Origin of the sequence: Pseudomonas sp. ANT_J28 (genome assembly GCF_008370005.1) — a bacterium.
Classification (GTDB): domain Bacteria; phylum Pseudomonadota; class Gammaproteobacteria; order Pseudomonadales; family Pseudomonadaceae; genus Aquipseudomonas; species Aquipseudomonas frigoris.
This window is the reverse complement of record NZ_VOBM01000032.1, coordinates 54,611-74,116: the sequence shown is the minus strand read 5'-3', so window position 1 is coordinate 74,116 and position 19,506 is coordinate 54,611. Positions and strand designations below refer to the sequence as shown.

6 protein-coding genes are annotated in these 19,506 nt (G+C 60.1%); 5 read left to right on the top strand and 1 reads right to left on the bottom strand.

The features are described 5' to 3' along the window. The first annotated feature begins 209 nt into the window (after positions 1-209). The 4 genes from lapG (at position 210) to FQ187_RS21170 (ending at position 10,581) form a co-directional block, all read left to right on the top strand. Positions 210-917, top strand: coding sequence for a cysteine protease LapG (gene lapG / locus FQ187_RS21185; RefSeq protein ID WP_149630962.1), 708 nt, complete (start codon positions 210-212; stop codon positions 915-917). A 22-nt stretch (positions 918-939) separates the two neighbouring features. Next, complete coding sequence (gene lapD, locus FQ187_RS21180) at positions 940-2,880, top strand: cyclic di-GMP receptor LapD (protein ID WP_149630961.1); 1,941 nt, start codon at positions 940-942, stop codon at positions 2,878-2,880. 131 nt (positions 2,881-3,011) lie between these two features. After that, positions 3,012-6,962, top strand: a complete 3,951-nt coding sequence (locus tag FQ187_RS21175) for an Ig-like domain-containing protein (protein ID WP_256667392.1) — start codon at positions 3,012-3,014, stop codon at positions 6,960-6,962. 31 nt (positions 6,963-6,993) lie between these two features. Next, positions 6,994-10,581, top strand: coding sequence for an Ig-like domain repeat protein (locus tag FQ187_RS21170; RefSeq protein WP_178122742.1), 3,588 nt, complete (start codon positions 6,994-6,996; stop codon positions 10,579-10,581). A 275-nt stretch (positions 10,582-10,856) separates the two neighbouring features. Here the strand turns inward: FQ187_RS21170 and FQ187_RS21165 are convergent, their stop codons facing one another. Then, on the bottom strand, positions 10,857-17,552 hold the full coding sequence (locus FQ187_RS21165; RefSeq protein ID WP_149630958.1) for a retention module-containing protein: 6,696 nt from the start codon (positions 17,550-17,552) through the stop codon (positions 10,857-10,859). A 592-nt stretch (positions 17,553-18,144) separates the two neighbouring features. Here FQ187_RS21165 and FQ187_RS21160 point away from each other — a divergent pair. Further along, entirely contained in the window at positions 18,145-19,503 is a 1,359-nt protein-coding gene (locus tag FQ187_RS21160) for a TolC family outer membrane protein (RefSeq protein ID WP_149630957.1), read from the top strand. Positions 19,504-19,506 lie beyond the last annotated feature (3 nt).

Here is a 19,506-nt window from a genome sequence, read left to right as displayed (position 1 = left end):
GGAAGAAGACAGGGATTGATCAATCGAACTATGATTTTTCATGGACTCGCCCTCGCTGTCGTTGGCTGTTTAGACTGCCACCGTGGCGCATTGACGCCTCGGCTTGGGCGAGTCCATCCAATTACAAGTCCGCGTACCAACCGACGATTTGTCCTGCCTCCCCAAAAACACCACCTAGACTTCAGGCATCTGCACCCGAGCGGCCAGACATGTCCCGCAGTCCGCGTAGTCCAGGATGGTCAACGCTCCGACTTCGGCTCGGCGGATGGCTGTTGCTGATCACTTTTCTGTTGGCCGGGCTGGGCAGTGTCGGAGCCAACTGGAGTTTTACGCAGATTTTGCAAACCGCCGAAGATCGCTACGGCACCCTCGGCGCGGGACGGGGAAGGATCGAGGCCTGGAGTCAGATGCTGCAAAGCGAAGTCAACGCCCCCGAGCGCGAGCAACTGAACGCTGTCAATCGCTTCTTCAATCAGCAACTGAGCTTTCTGGACGACACCCGTATCTGGCATCAGACCGATTACTGGGCCACGCCCGTCGAATCCCTGATCAAGGGTGCCGCTGATTGCGAGGACTACGCACTGGCGAAATATTTCAGCCTGCGCTACCTGGGAATTCCCAGCGAAAAACTACGCATCACTTACGTGAAAGCCCTGACCCAGAACCAGGCGCACATGGTGCTGACTTTCTACAACAGCCCCACGGCCGACCCGCTGGTGCTGGACAACTTGATCGGCGAGGTCCGCCCCGCCTCCCAACGCAAAGACTTGCTGCCGGTATACGCCTTCAACGCCGAAGGCCTGTACTTGCCGGGAGCCAATGGCGGCAAACGCAGCAGCGACTCGAAAAAACTGTCGCGCTGGCAGGACGTACTAAAAAAGATGCAGGCCGAAGGGTTCGCCGTGGGCGACGGCTAGCCACCTGAGCAAGGAGCAATTTATGTCACTGCGTAAACAGTTGTTTCTCGCCATCTGCCTGTTCTTGCTGGTGGCGTTCAGCGGCAGTTTTTTTGTCAGCCTGGAAAGCTCTCGCGACCAGATGCTCGGCCAGTTGCGCTCCCACGCCCAGGACGCCGCCACCGCGTTGGGTTTGTCGTTGACGGCACAAATCGATGACCCGGCCATGATCGAATTAATGGTCAGCTCGATTTTCGACAGCGGTTACTTCAGCAGCATTCGAATCATCAACATCGAGGATGCGCAGGTGCTGGTGGAGCGCAGTGCGCCGGGGCAAATCGAGGGCGTTCCCGCCTGGTTTGTAAACCTGGTCAACCTGCACCCGCCCGGTGGCGAAGCGCTGATCATGCGTGGCTGGGCGCAAGCGGCACGGGTCGAAGTGTTGAGCAATCCGCAGTTCGCCCTGGCCAAACTCTGGGACAGCACCCTCGGCAGCCTGATCTGGTTGCTGGTGTGCGGCCTGCTCAGTGCCGTGTTTGGCGGCTGGCTGCTGCGCCGGCAATTTCGTCCACTCGACACCATGGTCAAACAGGCCGAAGCCATCAGCAATCGCGAGTTCCTCAGCCTGCCGAAACTGCCGCGCACACCGGAGTTGAAACGCGTGGTATTGGCCATGAACCAGATGGTCGAGAAGCTCAAAACGCTGTTCGCCGAAGAGGTCGCACGCAGTGAAAAACTGCGGGTCGAGTCCTATCAGGACAGCCTTACAGGCCTGGCCAATCGACGTTTGCTGGATGAAGAGTTGGCCGACGAGTTGCTGGTCTCCGAGCAGAGCAGCGAAGGCCATTTGCTGATGCTGCGAATCAACGATCTGGTCGGTCTCAACCAACGCCTGGGCGGCCAGCGCACCGATGCGCTGATCAGCGCCGTCGGTGAATTACTCAAGCGCCTGACCCAGCCACCGGAACGTCGCACCTGGCTTGCAGCGCGCAATCGCGGCGGTGAATTCAGCCTGCTGACGCCAGGGCTGGACAGCACCGACGCCGCACGCCTGGCCTGTGAAATCAGCGCCACCCTGGAAAACCTGCGCCTGACCGGCGCCAGCGACTCGATGCCGGTGGCGCATTTGGGGATCGCCCCTTACCACCCCGGAGAGCCGGCCAGTGACGTGCTGCTGCGACTGGATCATGCGTTGACCGAAGCCCGGCAACATCCCGAGCGCCCGTGGGTTCACTTGGCCGATTCCATCACCGCGCCGAACCCGTCCCAAAACGACTGGCAAACCTGGATCGACGACGCCCTGACCCACGGCAAGATGCAACTGTATTTCCAGCCGGTGGTGCAATGCGCCGACACCAGCCAGGTGCTGCATCACAAAGTCCTCGCGCGCCTGATCGACCCTCAGGGCGAGGCGATAGCCGCCGGGCATTTCCTGCCGTGGATCGAGCGTCTCGGCTGGTCGGCGCGGTTCGACCTGGCGATGCTCGAAGCGACCCTCGACTACCTCATCGTCAATCGTTGGCCCCTGGCGTTAAGCCTGTCCGGCAGCACCCTGCGCGATCCAGCGCAACTGCAACACATCCTCGACATGCTCGAATCGCTGCCTGAACTCGCGCCCCTGCTGATTGTGGAAATCGACGAACGCCAACTGCCCCCTCAGGAAGAACTTCAACGCCTGAGCCACAGCCTGCTCAACACCGGTTACCGCATCGGCCTGCAGCATTTTGGCGGCAGCTTCGGCCAGATCGGCAACCTGACTCAACTGGGGCTGGCTTACTTGAAAATCGATGGTGCTTACATCCGTCACATTGATGAGCAAAGTGATAAAAAGCTGTTCATCGAGGCTATTTTTCGGGCGACTAACAGCATTGATTTGCCGTTGATTGCGGAGATGGTCGAGACCAAGGGGGAGTTGGAGGTGATTCGGGAGTTGGGGTTGTTTGGGGTGATGGGACGGTTGATTGGGCCGCCGGAGCCGATGTGAGCGGTATGACCGTTCGTCTTAAACGTGGGTTTACCTGTCATATATGACAGTAGCCGGTAGACGATCAATTGACCTAAAAGAAGAGAAGCCCGCAGAAGCGTTGCGCCCCTCTTCTTCAGATGGAGTTGATCATGTCCTCTTTCAGCCGGTTCCTGTTTATTCCCCGTGAAAGCCTTTCCTTATTCATGTCGCCACTACAGTTGTGGCCGCTATTCATCGCAGGCATGGTCCGTCCTGTCGAAGACGCTGATGGCGGCATCAACATTGCCGTGGTCGAAGACCATCCCAATGGGGTGTTAAGCGTTATCGATCCTTACCTCAATATGGCGATCAACGATGAGCTAAAGATTTTCTGGAACGACAAGTTGGTTCGCGAGCTGAAGGTAAAGCCTGAAGATCTGAAGAAACGACTGTTCTTTTTCCTGCCAGCAAATGACATCGTACCGGGCTTGGCAGAGTGTTATTACCAATTGACCCGTGCCGGAGAAACCGTACCCGACGACCCCTCGGCGAAATTGTCTTTACTTGTCAAGCTGGACAAACCCGCCGGTGGTGACAATGAACCTCATAAACCCTGGCATTCGGAACTTGCGATGGTCCAGTTGCCTCAGGATGTCATCGACAATGGCGTCACTAAGGAATGGGCGGCCAAGGGTGTACCGATGACCATCAGGGCTTATCCGGGTATCGCTCTGCGCGATGTCATCCAGGTGCAATGGGGCAGTGTGTTCCTCCTGCCACATGAGTTATCCCAAGCGGAAGTGGACGGCACCGCCGCCATTGTGATCTCGGCCCAACCAGCGGACATCCTGAGCGCCGGTGACGCCGATAAAGTACGCATCCATTACGAGGTGCATGATGAGCTGTGGAATTACAGTGAACGATGGTCTAAAGACACCACCGTTTTAGTCGAAGCCGGCGCAGCTCGCCTGGATGCGGCCATTTTCAAGGAAGCTGATAACGGGCAAATTCATCTCAAGGATCTGGACCATCAACCCGTCACGCTGCAAATCCTTATCAAGAGTGACGATGTGTTCGATCTGGACGACACCATCAAAATCCGGGTCATTGGCACCCCGCTTCCGGGGAGTCCGTCACGGACGTTTCCCAAGGAGGTCCCTGTCGGCCAACCTCCCTACATTCTCGAGACGCCCATACCCTTCGAATTCGTTAGCCTCTTTGCCCTGGGTACCCTTGATGCCTCTTATGAACTGCACAAAAAGGACGGCAGCGAACCGCTCTCTTCCAAACGTGCCTTCGTCGATGTAATAGGCGATCCCGCGCAACTGCCGGCCCCTACGATCGATGAGGTGATCGGCGCGGTGCTGCCCGCCGATGCCATGATGGCAACGGTGGTAATCCGTTACCCGACCATTGCCAATGGGGACTTGATCAATCTTATTTGGGAAGGCCTGAAATCAGACGGCACCCCCTATGTGCACGAAGAACAACATGCAGTCAGTGACAACGAGCAAAAAGAAGGCAGCGTTATTATTTATGTGTGGGGCGAGCACATTCAGGCATTGAACAATGGCAGCCTCAAATTGTATTACCGCGTCTCCAACGACGACACAGACAAATACGGTGTCAGCAATTCGGACTTTCTCAGGGTCGAGGTGGGATCGCTGCGTGCAACGCTGCCGGCGCCTGACGTCGAGGAAGCCAAGGACGGGGTGATCGACCCGTCCCAGGTTTACACCCAGGCCCATGTGCTGATCAAACCGGTCAATTGGGCCAAGGGCGATACGCTGACCTATCACTGGATTGGCATTAACCCATTCGGTACTACCCGAGGCAGCGTACCCATCACTACGACGACTATCGGCAAAACCGTGCGCTTCCGGGTAGACGCCAAGTACGTAACGGCCAATATCGGCTACAACGTCACCGCCAGGTATACCCTCCTGCATGCCGCAACCGGCAAGTACAGTTACTCGGCGCCCCTGGAAGTAATGGTTGGCATACCGTTGGGGCTGTTACCGCCGCCCAAGGTTGTCCAGGCTCCCAGCGGAACACTCAATCCGATGGATGCGCTCAACGGTGTTGATATCGAGTGCAGCTACGCATCCATGGATAAAACGCTGGACTTACTTGGATTGAAATGGCGGGGAACGCCTGGGGATGGCACTTCGGAAGATCTCGAAAAACCCGCCGAAGCCTCCGGCACGGTCACGTTTCACCTGCCTGCGAAAGTGGTCGGCGCCAACATCCGTCGCGAGGTGTCGGTCAGTTACGCAGTGCAGCGTTATAACCTGTGGACTCCGTCCGAAGAACTATCACTGAACATACTGGGCTTCCAGGACCCTGACAAAGACCTGCCAACGCCAGAGGTTCCGCTGGCGTTGGCAGGGGTGCTGGATCTGATGGAGTTTACCGGCGACGCCAGGGTTCTGGTGAAGCCTTGGCCATTCATCGCGGCCAGGCAACGTGTGTGGCTGAGTGTCGAGGGGCGCACCAGCACCGGCGTTTACATAATCGATTTGCTCAAGGGCCATTCGCTCAGCGACCCGCAAGCAACCCAGGGGCTGAACGAAACACTGCTTAGAACGGATTTGTTGAAACTGGTCCATAGCTCGGCCGCCACCGTAAAGTGCAAGGTGATCTTCGATGGCAGCGAGGATGAGGCCACTGCGATCGATTTCCCGAGCCTGCCACTGACCATCCGCACGCGTTACGACTATGTAAAACCCGTGATCACCAGCGTGAAAAACTCACAAAACGACGTGATTCCCGAAGCGGGTCTGACCTACGACAAACGCGTGACCATCCATGGCACGGCCACACGGGGTGAAAAAGTCGACGTTCAGATTAACGGTGTATCAAAAGGCATGCCGCTCGTCGCTGACAGCAGTACATGGGAACTCCCCGTGGAACTGGTCGAGGGCTTGCAACGTATCATAGCCATTGCCCAATACGACGCCGATGAGAAGGACAGTGAGCCGAGAACGTTCACCATCGGTATCGCCACTGAGCCCAAAATCATCGCACTCACAGACTCCAAAGGTTCTGTTGGCCATAACGGAACGACCTACGACACCGAGGTCACGGTGACCGTCAAGGCGGACACTAACCAGCGTGTCCAGCTTTACGATAGCAGCACGCCCATAGGTGCCCCGATTCTCCTCGACGGCAAGGGCGAAGGAACCACGAAGCTGTCCAATCTGATCCCGAAAATTTACTCCATCAAGGCCAGGGCGCTTTACGGTGATGGGTTGGAATCTCCCGCGCACGTCTTTACAGCCAAGCTGCACCTTGCGGTGACGCTGACGTCGGTCAGGCATTCAGGAGGAGAGCTGAACAACGGAGGCCGAACCACCGACACCTCTGTCAGCCTGACGGGTGCGGTGACGCCTTTGTATGAGGTGCAGTTATATGACAACAATGGTCCCAAACATACCGTGCCGGGCGGCCCAACTGGGGTTTGGACAACCACGCTGGCGATTGCCCTTGGCGAACACTCGGTATACGCCAAAGCGCTGGCCACCGGGCAGAACTCCAATACACGGAGCTTCACGCGAGACGCTCCGTTGCCGCCTTTGAACTTCAATACAAGCCCGGTCACACTGAGAGGCAAGACATACATCATGCCGGGCTACCCTACGATATTGCCGGCGTTCGGTGCGGGCAACTCGGTGCAGCACCAAGCCTCCGGTGGGCGGCCGGGTTACACCTACACCTCCAGCAACCCGGGTGTCGCTGCAGTCAACGGGGCAGGTCTTGTCACTGTCCGTGGCCGGGGGGCAACCACTATCACCGCCAGAGATGCGGCTGGCCAGTCCAAGAGTTACACCGTGACAGTGACGGGGGTAATCCACTGCATAGGCCTGGGTAATGCAACGTGGGGAACTGCGAATGCATCCGCGTCCGCCAACGGGGCGCGTATTCCGAGCATGGGCGAGCTCAACGAAATACACGCGGCCTACGGCGCGCGTTGGCCCATGGGTAATCACCATTACTGGTCAACCGACCCAAGCAACTATTGGTGGCCGTGGCAAGCCAGGAAAACCAAATATCTGGTCTGGGGAGGTGAAGGCTCCGGGAAGTTAACTGGCCATTATTCGAACGTGGTAGCTATTCGATAGAAGGAAGACCTTCAGCACGGACGCAAAACGTGTGGTAACTGCTGCCGACTTGCAGTTTTTCATTAGCTATAATCCCGTCCGATCAGCTACAGATCGGACGGGCATAGCTTGTCGCGGGTCGGCCCGCCGTGAATTACCGCTCATCGAAAACTACGCCTACCTGTTATTTCTGACAGTAGTCAACCCTCCTGCTCCAGGCCTTAAATCACTCCATCGCCCTACACCGACCGGAGTGCCCGCCATGCTCGTTCAAGCCCTGAAAAACCTCAGCCCGCTAGCCCTGCTCGCCCCGGAAATTCCCGGTGCCCTCGAACCCCAGTCACCGGCTGAGGAATGGGGCATCAACCTCGCGGCCGCACAGCTCAACTTTCCGGACAAGGGCCTGAAGGTCCAGATCCCGATCTGGTCGAACAAAAGTCTGGGCGACAAGGTCGAGCTGCTGCTCAACAACAACGTGGCGGATCAACACACCATCAGCGACCCCGTCGAACTGACCGAACGCGCCACCCTGTTCGTCGCGCCATTTCGCCTGCAGACAGGGCCATGGACCCTGTCCTACCGGGTGACGCGACTGCATCAGCAACCCGAACCTTTCACCCCGCCGCTCAAGCTCTACGTCAAACTCGACATTCCCGGCGGCCAGGATACGGACCCGGACTATGGGCATTCCAATCTGTCAATGGCGGTCGAGCCGGCGGAGATCGTCCAGGATGGAGTGGACAAGGATAGCGCCAAAAACGGTGTGGACATCCTCATCCAGGCCGAACCCGGCAGCGGCTCCAACCTGCCTTACCCCAACATTGCGCTGGGCGACGTGATCACGGCGAGCTGGGGCATCAAGCGGGTGCTGTCGGCGCCGGTCACCCAGGCGCAGATCGACAATCCCGTGGCCAACCCGATCAAGGTCCACGTCGACGAACAAACCATTCTGGATGCCAAAGATTCCGGCCCCGAAGGCCTGGCCGTCACGTTCATGGTGCGTGACCGGGTGCACAACCAGTCCGAAGACTGGTGCAAGGAAACGCGCATCGTCGTCGACACCGGCAACTCGCGGCTGGATGCGCCTATCCTCAAACAGGCCAACGGCAACGTGCTCGATCTGGACACGCTGGGCGAGGAAAAGTTGATTTTGCAGGCCTGGGCGGCGTCGTCCATCGAATTCAAGGTGGGCGATGTCATCATCATGAACCTCAAGGGCACCACCCTTGAGGGTGAGGCCATCGACATCAAGGGCCACGAAACGATCAAGAAAGTGCCTTCGGTGGTCGAGGTACTGCTGTCCAACGCCGCCGCCCGCGCCCTGGCGAAAACCCAGGGGGTGTTTTCTTACGAACTGGAACGCGCGCACGTGATCATCCAGCGCTCCAAAGGTCACTTCATCAACATCGTCGGCGAACCCAAACGCCTGGCGGCGCCCATCGCCGAGGACGCACAGAACGGCGCGCTCGACCCTGAGCTGCCAAACACCCGCATTCGCATTCCGTTTGACCCGCTCATCCAGGCCGGCATGGCGATCGAACTCAAATGGTTCGGCAAGCGGCCCGATCAGAACATTTACGACCCGGAACTGGAGCGGTTCTTTCCCAGCGACGAGGAAGCCAAGGACCCCGAGGGTTTCCTCGTCACCGTCGAGGGCAAACACCTCAAGACCCTAGAAGGCGGCACGCTGGAGTTGTGGTACACCCTGCTCAGTGACGAAGACGACAAGATCGTCAGGCGTGAATCCGTGCGCGCCACGCTGCTGAACGTCGGCGAGCCGAAACTTGAGCTGGTGAAACCTATCGTCCTTGGAGAAAAGGACGGTGCGCTGGAACCCAAGGATTTGCCCGGTGGCGTCAGCAAGGTCACCTGTCCCAATCCAGTCGCCAACCCGACCAAGTCAAAGGATATGGTGACCTGGCAGTTGCGGGATGCCAACGGTGCACTGCTCATCGAGGATTCAAAGACACTCAATTCACTGAATGCCGGCAAGGCTGTGGACTTCCCGCTTAACTCCGCGTTTGTGCAGCAACACTTCGAAGCACGGCGCGGGGAAAAACTGAGCGTCAGCTACCAGATTTGGCGCGAGGCGACGAATGAGACCAGTTATTCGAATCCGTTGGAGTTTGTGGTGGGTGAAGCGGTGAGCCTGGATCCGCCGACCATCGAGTCGGTGAAAGGCTCTCCAAGCGGAGTCGAGATTCCCAATAACACCAGCACCGTGGAAACCGCGGTAACCCTGAGCGGTACCGCCAGCAAGGGCCAGACCGTCGAGATCTTCGACGGCAGCGGTTCGAGCGCGGTGTCCAAGGGCACGGCAACCGCCAACGCGACGACAGGGATCTGGGAACACACGATCACCGTGCCGGAGGGCGGTCGCCGCTTGTATGCCCAGTCGCGGTATCACCCCACCCCCGTTTACTCCAACGTGCGCAACGTGACGGTGGTGGCCGTGATCCCCCCCACCCTTACCACCGTGACGGACTCCAAAGGTCCTGTTCCCGATGGTGGCATCACCGTCGATACCGCTCTGACTCTGAAGGGCAAAGCAAGCAAAAATCAGAGAGTCAAAGTGTTGGATCACGGTGTTTCACAGGGTGAGCGACCAGTCGATAACAACGGCGATTGGACAACAACGGGCTTCAGGACCACCGTTGGCGAGCACAGCATCACTATCGAGGGCCTTTACGGCAACCCGCAACCGGTTTCAGTGCCCCGAACCTTTACCGTTACCGCAGTCGTGCCGCCGACCATCGGCTCAGTCAAAGGCTCTCCAAGCGGCGTCGAGATTCCCAATGGCACCACCATCGTGGAAACCGCGGTGACCCTGAGCGGCACCGCCAGCAAGGGGCAGAGAGTCGATGTGCTCGACGGCACTGACTCCAAAGGCCAGCCGATGGCGGACGTGAACAGCGGGATCTGGACGTTACCCGTCTCGGGCCTCACCGTGGCACCGCACAGCTTCACCGCCAAGGCGCTGTATGGCAGTGGCGCCGTGTCGGCGGCCTGGAAGTTGACCGTGGTGGCGGCTGTCAATCCGACCATCAGAGCAGTGAATGCCAACACCGCCACCGGTCCGGCTGTTCCGAATGGCACATCGACCACCGTGACCACGTTCGTGTTCACCGGCAAGGCAAGCGCCAGTCAACTGATCGAGCTGCGTGACAACAACGTTGTGAAAGCCAAGATCCCTGTCAATGCGGCAGGCAATTACTCGCATATCCTGACCGGTCAGGCAGTGGGGGCCCATAGTTATACGGTCAAGGCGACTTACGGGAGCTTTCCGGAATCGGCAGCCTGGAAGTTGACCGTGACTGGCGCGAGGATCGTCGAAGCATGGGCGGGCGCTGATAAGCCCCACGGCCGATTAATTCGATCAGGGGATAGTGTTTCTATTACAGCGGAGCCCGGGGTCCGATTCTATTTGGCAGACGTCCCTTCTCACCACACCAGTTACTATATTTTTCATGCAGGCTCCGAAAATCCGGCAAACGTGGATATTGGGCCTTTAGGCAACCCACCGGTAGCCCGGGCATGGAAACACGTCATCGTCACCGACAGATATTTAATTGCCACCGGCAACGAAAAACCTGAGCCTCCATCCGGTGTTCAACCGTTCGTGATTAATTGGACTAGATAAGGAGAACACAGCAAATCAAAAAAGACGGAATCAGGCACTGGACAATCTGGAGATGTAAGCTAAGTCGGCCATCTTAGCGAACTATTCCTTTGTGACTAATTGCCCCCACGCCCTCGTGGGAATACCTCAACGGACGCTCCGCGTTTTGCTCCATATGGGACACGGAGCGCCCCAGGCTGCATTCCCACGCAGAGCGTGGGGAACAATCAAAGAGCACAAAAATAACCCGCGCTCCCGCTTTGCCGGGAGCGCGTTTTTTTCGTTTCAGCCCCGGCTCACACCGTATCCACCTTCAACGAATGATCATTCAACATCCCATTAATAATCGTCGCCGTATCGTGCCCCCCCGCAATCACCCCTCCCGCCCCCGGCGTTACGCCGTAAAGGCTGGCCAGATTCACACCCGCCAGATCAATGGTCTGATTCGGCGCAGCGCCAGCCATGGCGCTGACGTCGATGCTGGTGACCAGTGAATCGCCGCTGCCGGTGACTTTGAAGTGCAGGTAGTCATCCAGCGACGCCGCGGTGCTGTTTTCCCCTTGCAGCAGTTGCGACAGGTCGAGTTTGTCGGTGCCTGGGGTGAAGTCGGTGACCACGTCGTGGCCGCTGTTGCCTTTGAGCCACTGGAAGGTGTCGGCGCCGCTGCCGCCGGTGAGGGTGTTGTTGCCCAGGCCGCCAATCAGAAAGTCGTCGCCGCCCCCGCCGTTGAGCATGTCGTTACCCAGACCATCGTTGATGATGTTGCTGTGGTTGTCGCCGGTGAGCGAGTCGTTGAAGTTGGAACCGGTGAGGTTTTCGATCGCCGTCAGGGTGTCGGTGCCGGCGCCGACGGTGTTCTGCGCACCGAGCACGCCCAGATTGACCGTGACCCCGGCGGTGGCATGGGCATAACTCGCGGTGTCGACGCCGGTACCACCGTCGAGCAGGTCGTTGCCCGCACCGCTGTACAGCAAGTCATTGCCGGCGCCGCCGTGCATTTCGTTGTTGCCGGAACCGGCGGTGAGCACGTCGTTGCCGTCGCCGGCGTTGATCACGTTATTACCGGCGCCCGCCACCAGTACATCGTCGCCCGCCGTGCCCGTTAGGGTGTGGCCGTCCTGATAGGTGATGGTCACGGCGGCGTTGTCGCTGCCGCCATGGCTGTCGTTGGTGGTGTAAGTGCCGTGGGCATCTGGCGTGATGTCGTGGGCCCCGGCGTAGTTGACGGTCATGGTCAACTGGTAGTTTTCCGCCCCCTTCCCGCTGTTGCCCGGACCACCGTTGTCGATGTTGGTGATGTGAATCTGGTAGGTACTGTCCGACGTTGCGGTGAGGGTTTGCCCGTCCGCGAGGGCGACCCATGCGCCGCCGTTGATTGAATACTCCATGGCGACATGACCGGCCGCCAGGTTGTGATCCAGGTTGAGGGTTTCACCCTGTTTGAGGTCGACGGTGATGCGGTCCTCATCGTGGGGGTTGTTGACCGCTCCCAGCGCCCCGCTGACTACCAACACCGCCGTCATGGCTGTCGTGTTGGCGACGAATGCACTGCGGGCGAGGGTCACCGCCTGCGCGTTACCGCCGGTGAAGCTGAAGTTTTGATGGGTGCCGGTGAAGTCCGCGCCTTTGGCAATCCAACCGGTGCTGATGGTGGTCGGCGAAGCAGTCAGCGGATCGCCATTCGGATCGGTGTCATTGGCCAGCAGCAACTCGCCCGGCACCACAATGCTGCCCGACAGCACGTTGGTGATGATGTGATCATCAACCGCCACCGGTGGCGCGTTCGCAATGACCGTCAACACCGAGCTGGCCTGGTCGTTGTCGCTGATGCAGCTATTGTTCACGTCGATGGTGATGGTGGTGGTCCTCTCGTCGCCATCGCCATCGCGCAAGGTGTAGGTGAACACGTCGGTCGCACCGGGATCGTTCACGGCGTCCGGGTTGCTGTGGTAGACGGCGTTGCCCGCGGCATCCAGCGTCAGGTAACCGTAGGTGCCATTGATCTGGCTGTTCAGGCCGCCGATGGCCGAGGTCGAGGTGTCTGAACCGGCGCGCACGCCGACCACCCCAATCCCATCGGCATCGCTGAAGTCGTTCGCCAGCACGTTGCCACTGACGATGCCGCCCTCAGCTACCGAGGCCGCGTCGGGGTTGGCGGTCGGCAGGTCATCGACGATTTTGACCACGATGGTGCTGATGGTTGAATGGCCCAGGGCATCGGTGGCTTGGTAGGTGAAGCTTTCACTCAAGGTGTTCGCGCCGTCGTTCGCCTGCGGCGTGGTGCTTGGCGCCGAGGTCAGCGTGTAGGTGTAGGAGCCATCGGGATTGAGCAGAATTTGCCCATAGGTGCCGGTGGCGCTGCCGACCAGGGTGTAGGTGATCGCGCCGACCGCGCCGCTGACCGAACCGACCAGGGTGCCACTGGCGGTTTCGCCCGTGTTGCCCGGCTGACTCCCGGTAACGGTGCCGGGCGCCAGGTCCTGGCCGTCCTGGTTCAGGTCGAGGGCTTTTTCGTAGACGGTCACGTCGCTGTCACTGACCGCCCTGATGCAGCTGTTGATCACGTCGATGGTGATGGTGGTGGTGCTTTGGTCACCGTCGGCATCGCGCACGGTGTAGGTGAACACGTCAGTCGCCCCGGGGCCGCTCACGGCGTTCGGGTTGCTGTGGTAGACCGCGTTGCCGTTGGCGTCCAGCGTCAGGTAACCGTAGGTGCCATTGATCTGGCTGTTCAGGCCGCCGATGGCTGAAGTCGAGGTGTCTGAACCGGCACGCACGCCGAGCACCGCGCCCCCTGCGGCGAGGCCATCGGCGCCGCCGACGTCGTTCCACAGCACGTTGCCGCTGACGATGCCGCCTTCGGCGACCGACGTCTTGTCGGCATGAGCCGTCGGCAGGTCATCGACGATGTTGACCACGATGGTGCTGGTGGTGCTGTTGCCCAGGGCGTCGGTGGCTTTGTAAGTAAAACTTTCGCTGAGGGTATTCGCGCCATCGTCGGCGTGCGGCGTGGTGCTTGGCGCCGAGGTCAGCGTGTAGGTGTAGGAGCCATCAGGATTGAGCAGGATTTGCCCGTAGGTGCCAGTGGCGCTGCCGACCAGGGTGTAAGTGATCGCACCGCTGGCACCGGTGACGGAGCCGACCAGGGTGCCGCTGGCGGTTTCGCCCGTGTTGCCCGGCAGGCTCCCGGTAACGGTGCCGGGCGCCAGGTCCTGGCCGTCCTGGTTCAGGTCGAGGGCTTTTTCGTAGACGGTCACGTCGCTGTCACTGACCGCCCTGATGCAGCTGTTGATCACGTCGATGGTGATGGTGGTGGTGCTTTGGTCGCCGTCGGCATCGCGCACGGTGTAGGTGAACGTGTCGGTCGCCCCGGGGTCGCTCACGGCGTTCGGGTTGCTGTGGTACACGGCGTTGCCGTTGGCATCCAGCGTCAGGTAACCGTAGGTGCCATTGATCTGGCTGTTGAGGCCGCCGATGGCCGAGGTGGAGGTGTCTGAACCGGCACGCACGCCGAGCACCGCGCCTCCTGCGGCGAGGCCATCGGCGCCGCCGACGTCGTTCCACAGCACGTTGCCACTGACGGTGCCGCCTTCGGCGACCGACGTCTCGTCGGCATGAGCCGTCGGCAGGTCATCGACAATGTTGACCACAATGGTGCTGGTGGTGCTGTTGCCCAGGGCGTCGGTGGCTTTGTAAGTAAAACTTTCGCTGAGGGTATTCGCGCCATCGTCGGCGTGCGGCGTGGTGCTTGGCGCCGAGGTCAGCGTGTAGGTGTAGGAGCCATCGGGATTGAGCAGAATTTGCCCATAGGTGCCGGTGGCGCTGCCGACCAGGGTGTAGGTGATCGCGCCGACCGCGCCGCTGACCGAACCGACCAGGGTGCCACTGGCGGTTTCGCCGGTGTTGCCCGGCAGGCTCCCGGTGACGGTGCCGGGCGCCAGATCCTGGCCATCCTGGTTCAGGTCGAGGGCTTTTTCGTAGACGGTCACGTCGCTGTCACTGACCGCCCTGATGCAGCTGTTGATCACGTCGATGGTGATGGTGGTGGTGCTTTGGTCGCCGTCGGCATCGCGCACGGTGTAGGTGAACGTGTCGGTCGCCCCGGGACCGCTCACGGCGTTCGGGTTGCTGTGGTAGACCGCGTTGCCGTTGGCATCCAGCGTCAGGTAACCGTAGGTGCCATTGATCTGAGTGTTGAGGCCGCCGATGGCCGAGGTGGAGGTGTCTGAACCGGCACGCACGCCGAGCACCGCGCCTCCTGCGGCTAGGCCATCGGCGCCGCCGACGTCGTTCCACAGCACGTTGCCACTGACGGTGCCGCCTTCGGCGACCGACGTCTCGTCGGCATGAGCCGTCGGCAGGTCATCGACGATGTTGACCACGATGGTGCTGGTGGTGCTGTTGCCCAGGGCGTCGGTGGCTTGGTAGGTGAAGCTTTCGCTTAGAGTGTTGGCACCGTCGTTCGCCTGCGGCGTGGTGCTTGGCGCCGAGGTCAGCGTGTAGGTGTAGGAGCCATCGGGATTGAGCAGAATTTGCCCATAGGTGCCGGTGGCGCTGCCGACCAGGGTGTAGGTGATCGCGCCGACCGCGCCGCTGACCGAACCGACCAGGGTGCCACTGGCGGTTTCGCCCGTGTTGCCCGGCTGACTCCCGGTAACGGTGCCGGGCGCCAGGTCCTGGCCGTCCTGGTTCAGGTCGAGGGCTTTTTCGTAGACGGTCACGTCGCTGTCATTGACCGCCCTGATGCAGCTGTTGATCACGTCGATGGTGATGGTGGTGGTGCTTTGGTCGCCGTCGGCATCGCGCACGGTGTAGGTGAACGTGTCGGTCGCCCCGGGACCGCTCACGGCGTTCGGGTTGCTGTGGTAGACCGCGTTGCCGTTGGCATCCAGCGTCAGGTAACCGTAGGTGCCATTGATCTGAGTGTTGAGGCCGCCGATGGCCGAGGTGGAGGTGTCTGAACCGGCACGCACGCCGAGCACCGCGCCTCCTGCGGCTAGGCCATCGGCGCCGCCGACGTCGTTCCACAGCACGTTGCCACTGACGGTGCCGCCTTCGGCGACCGACGTCTCGTCGGCATGAGCCGTCGGCAGGTCATCGACAATGTTGACCACAATGGTGCTGGTGGTGCTGTTGCCCAAGGCGTCGGTGGCTTGGTAGGTGAAGCTTTCGCTGACGGTGTTCGGCCCGTCGTTGGCGTTCGGGGTGGTGCTTGGCGCCGAGGTCAGGGTGTAGGTGTAGGAGCCATCGGGATTGAGCAGGATTTGCCCGTAGGTGCCAGTGGCGCTGCCGACCAGCGTGTAAGTGATCGCGCCGACCGCGCCGCTGACCGAGCCGACCAGGGTGCCACTGGCGGTTTCGCCGGTGTTGCCCGGCAGGCTCCCGGTGACGGTGCCGGGCGCCAGATCCTGGCCATCCTGGTTCAGGTCGAGGGCTTTTTCGTAGACGGTCACGTCGCTGTCACTGACCGCCCTGATGCAGCTGTTGATCACGTCGATGGTGATGGTGGTGGTGCTTTGGTCGCCGTCGGCATCGCGCACGGTGTAGGTGAACACGTCGGTCGCCCCGGGACCGCTCACGGCGTTCGGGTTGCTGTGGTAGACCGCGTTGCCGTTGGCATCCAGCGTCAGGTAACCGTAGGTGCCATTGATCTGGCTGTTCAGGCCGCCAACGGCTGAGGTCGAAGTGTCGGAACCGGCACGCACGCCGACCACCGCCCCTCCTGCGGCTAGGCCATCGGCGCCGCCGACGTCGTTCCACAGCACGTTGCCACTGACGGTGCCGCCTTCGGCGACCGACGTCTCGTCGGCATGAGCCGTCGGCAGGTCATCGACGATGTTGACGTTGATTTGCCCGGTCGCCGTACTGCCGTCCGTATCGGTGGCGACGACGTCGAAATTCTCGGTGATGCTGTTGGCGCCGTCACCGGCCGGATGAGTTTCATTGTCGATGAGGGTGTAGCTGTAACTCACAACCCCCGTGGCCGGGTTGTAGCCGGTGACGGTCAGGGTGTTGCCCAACGGGGTGGTGATCGATTGCGGGAAGCCTGCGGCAACACCACCGCTGATCACGTTGATCCCTCCGATGCTCAGGCTGGTCAGCCCGTCAGGAGCAGACACGCTGAACGTGCCGGTCTTGGTCAGTGCCCCAGGGTTGGGGGCCGAACCATCGGCCAGGTTGGCCTCATTGAGGGTCAGTTCGCCCCCTGCCACCGACAGGCCGGTGAGGGTCACCGGATTGTTCGGCACATCAGGAACAACCGGTGTTACAGGAACAACCGGTGTTACAGGTAGATCTCCTGAACCTCCTGAACCACCTGAACCGCCTGCACCACCTGAACCGCCTGAACCGCCTGCACCACCTGAACCGCCTGAACCGCCTGAACCACCTGAACCGCCTGCACCATTGTCGCCGTTGTCGCCGTTGTCGCCGTTGTCGCCGTTGTCGCCGTTGTCGCCGTTGTCGCCGTTGTCGCCATTGTCCGGGTTTCCGGCCAGCCGTTCCAAGGGGAATTCGGGAATGCCGTTGAAGCCTGCGGTAGGAAAACCAATAGTCGGATCGACCCGCCCGCCCACCTCTTCCAGCATGACAAACGTGTGGCCGCCACCCAGTGCACCAGGTGCGCCGGTCGAACCCAGTCCGGCCGCCGTGGCTTCAGCGGTCTGGGTCGGGTCGTCGCCGGCAACGATCGCTTTTTGCAGTTGCTCGACATCGGTCAGTTGCGCCTGAGTCGGCGTCACCGCTTCAGCGGTGTCTACATGGGGTGCCTGATGCGCGAGTAACTGAGGCGTCATCTCCATACTGCTGCCACGCCCAAGTGTCAGTTCCTGGCCATTCTGCAGATGAACCGCCACCGCGCCTTCGACCCCGGTGACCAGTTGATCGCCGGCGAATAACCGGTCCCCCTCGACCAGCGCGCGTCGGGTGCCATCGCTCGCAACCGCGAACACCTGACCAATGACCTTACTGACAATACCGATGAGCGTAGCCATGTGCACTTCCTCCGCTGCCAACCGCTGTCGGCATCCTGTTTTTGCGAAGAACGTGCTCATGGCTCCAACGGGTTGCCTGGCGCAATCGCCTGCTGGCAGCGGTTACCTGAAGTAAGCCGCTGCCCTGGCGCCGTTCTCGCCAAGCGTGCCGCTCGCGGGCGACGTGTCTGCTGCGGGATAAAAACCCTCTGCAATCAATGGCATCGGGATCCACTTGCGCAACAAGTCACCCTTTGAGCGATGCGTAACGGTTTTGATCCACTAAGGTGACAAAAAACCGTCACCTCAAAACCGTCCGCTTCCCTCCCCTCCAGCACTTCCCCGCCCTATGTCGATATGTGATTTGGAACTTTCCTCAAGCCCCGCTGAGCGCCCTAACGCTCATAAATCAAGGGCTTTCGGAGTGAACAATGTGCTGGATTTTGCGGAGCGCATAAGTTTTTTTTGGCATAAGTCTTATGAAAAATTCTTCTATGGTTCTCTCCAGAATGTTCTTAGCTCTGTTGTTACAAGCATGAAACGGTTTTCACTATAAATATCGTCAAATATTTGGCGACTAATAAGCACCATTAGGAATCAGGGAGAGGCACCCATGCGCGTATTAACCCCCCTCTGCAGCGCAATTCTTCTGGCCATGGCCTGCACTTCTCAGGCTCAAGCCATGTCATTGACGGAGGCAATCCAGAGCACCATCGCGACCCACCCGGAGTTGGCGTCGCGTGTAGACAGCCGCCTCTCGGCCGATGAGCAAGTGAAAGTCGCCAAGGGAGGATTTTATCCTTCGGTTGATCTGAATGCCGCCTACGGGCGCGGGTACAGCGATAACACCAGCACCCGGGCATTAGGCAATCACCACACCGAAATCCTGACCTACACCCAATCGGAATTGCGCCTGCGGCAGATGCTCTTCGATGGCTTCAATACCGCCAACGAAGTCCAGCGCACCAAAGGCGTGGTCAATTCCCGGGCCTATTACGCTCAGGGCACCGCTCAGGATCTCGCCCTGCGCACCATCGAGGTCTACCTCGAAGTGCTCAAGCGCCGCGAGCTGGTGACCTTGGCCACGAACAATCTGCAAGCTCACATGCGGGTCAACGATCAGATCGGTCTGCGTACCCAGCGTGGTATCGGCAGCAACGCCGACTCCGACCAGTCCGTCGCTCGCCGGGCACTGGCGCAAAACAACCTCGATACCGCTGAAGTCGATCTGGCGGATGCTGAATCGAACTTCTACGCCGTCGTGGGGCGCCTGCCCGATGAACTCGAAGCCCCGCCCTCGACCCGCGGCGAGCTGCCCGCCACCCTGCAGGAAGCCCAACAAAGCATGGTGGAAAACAACCCGTACCTGAAATCTGCCCAGGCTGACGTGCAATCGGCCGAGAGCCAGTACGAAGTTGCCAAGTCGCCGTTCTACCCTCGCTTCGACGCCGAAGCCGCCGTGGGTGCGAACAACAATGTCCAGGGCGATGAAGGCCACGACAACGAGTGGCGAGTCGGCGTGGTGATGAACTACAACCTGTTCCGCGGTGGCAGCGACAAGGCTCGCCTGGCCTCCGATGCGCACCAGATCAACCAGGCGATGGACATCCGCAACAATGCCCTGCGCCAACTCAACGAGAACATTCACCTGGCCTGGAACGCCATGGTCAATGCCAAGAAACAAACCCCGACCGCCCGCGAATACGCGGATACCAGCCGACGCGTGCGCGTGGCGTATCAGGACCAGTTCGGCCTCGGTCAACGCACCCTGCTCGACCTGCTGGACAGTGAAAACGAGCTCTACAACGCCAACCGCCGCTACACCGAAGTGCGCTACACCGAGGAGTTTTCGATGTACCGCGTGTTGGCGAACATGGGTCAGTTGCTGAGCAAACAACGGGTGGTGTTGCCCGCCGATGCGATCGCCTCCACGGAAGTAAAAAACGAAGCCCGTTTGCCTGAACTGAAGTAGGCC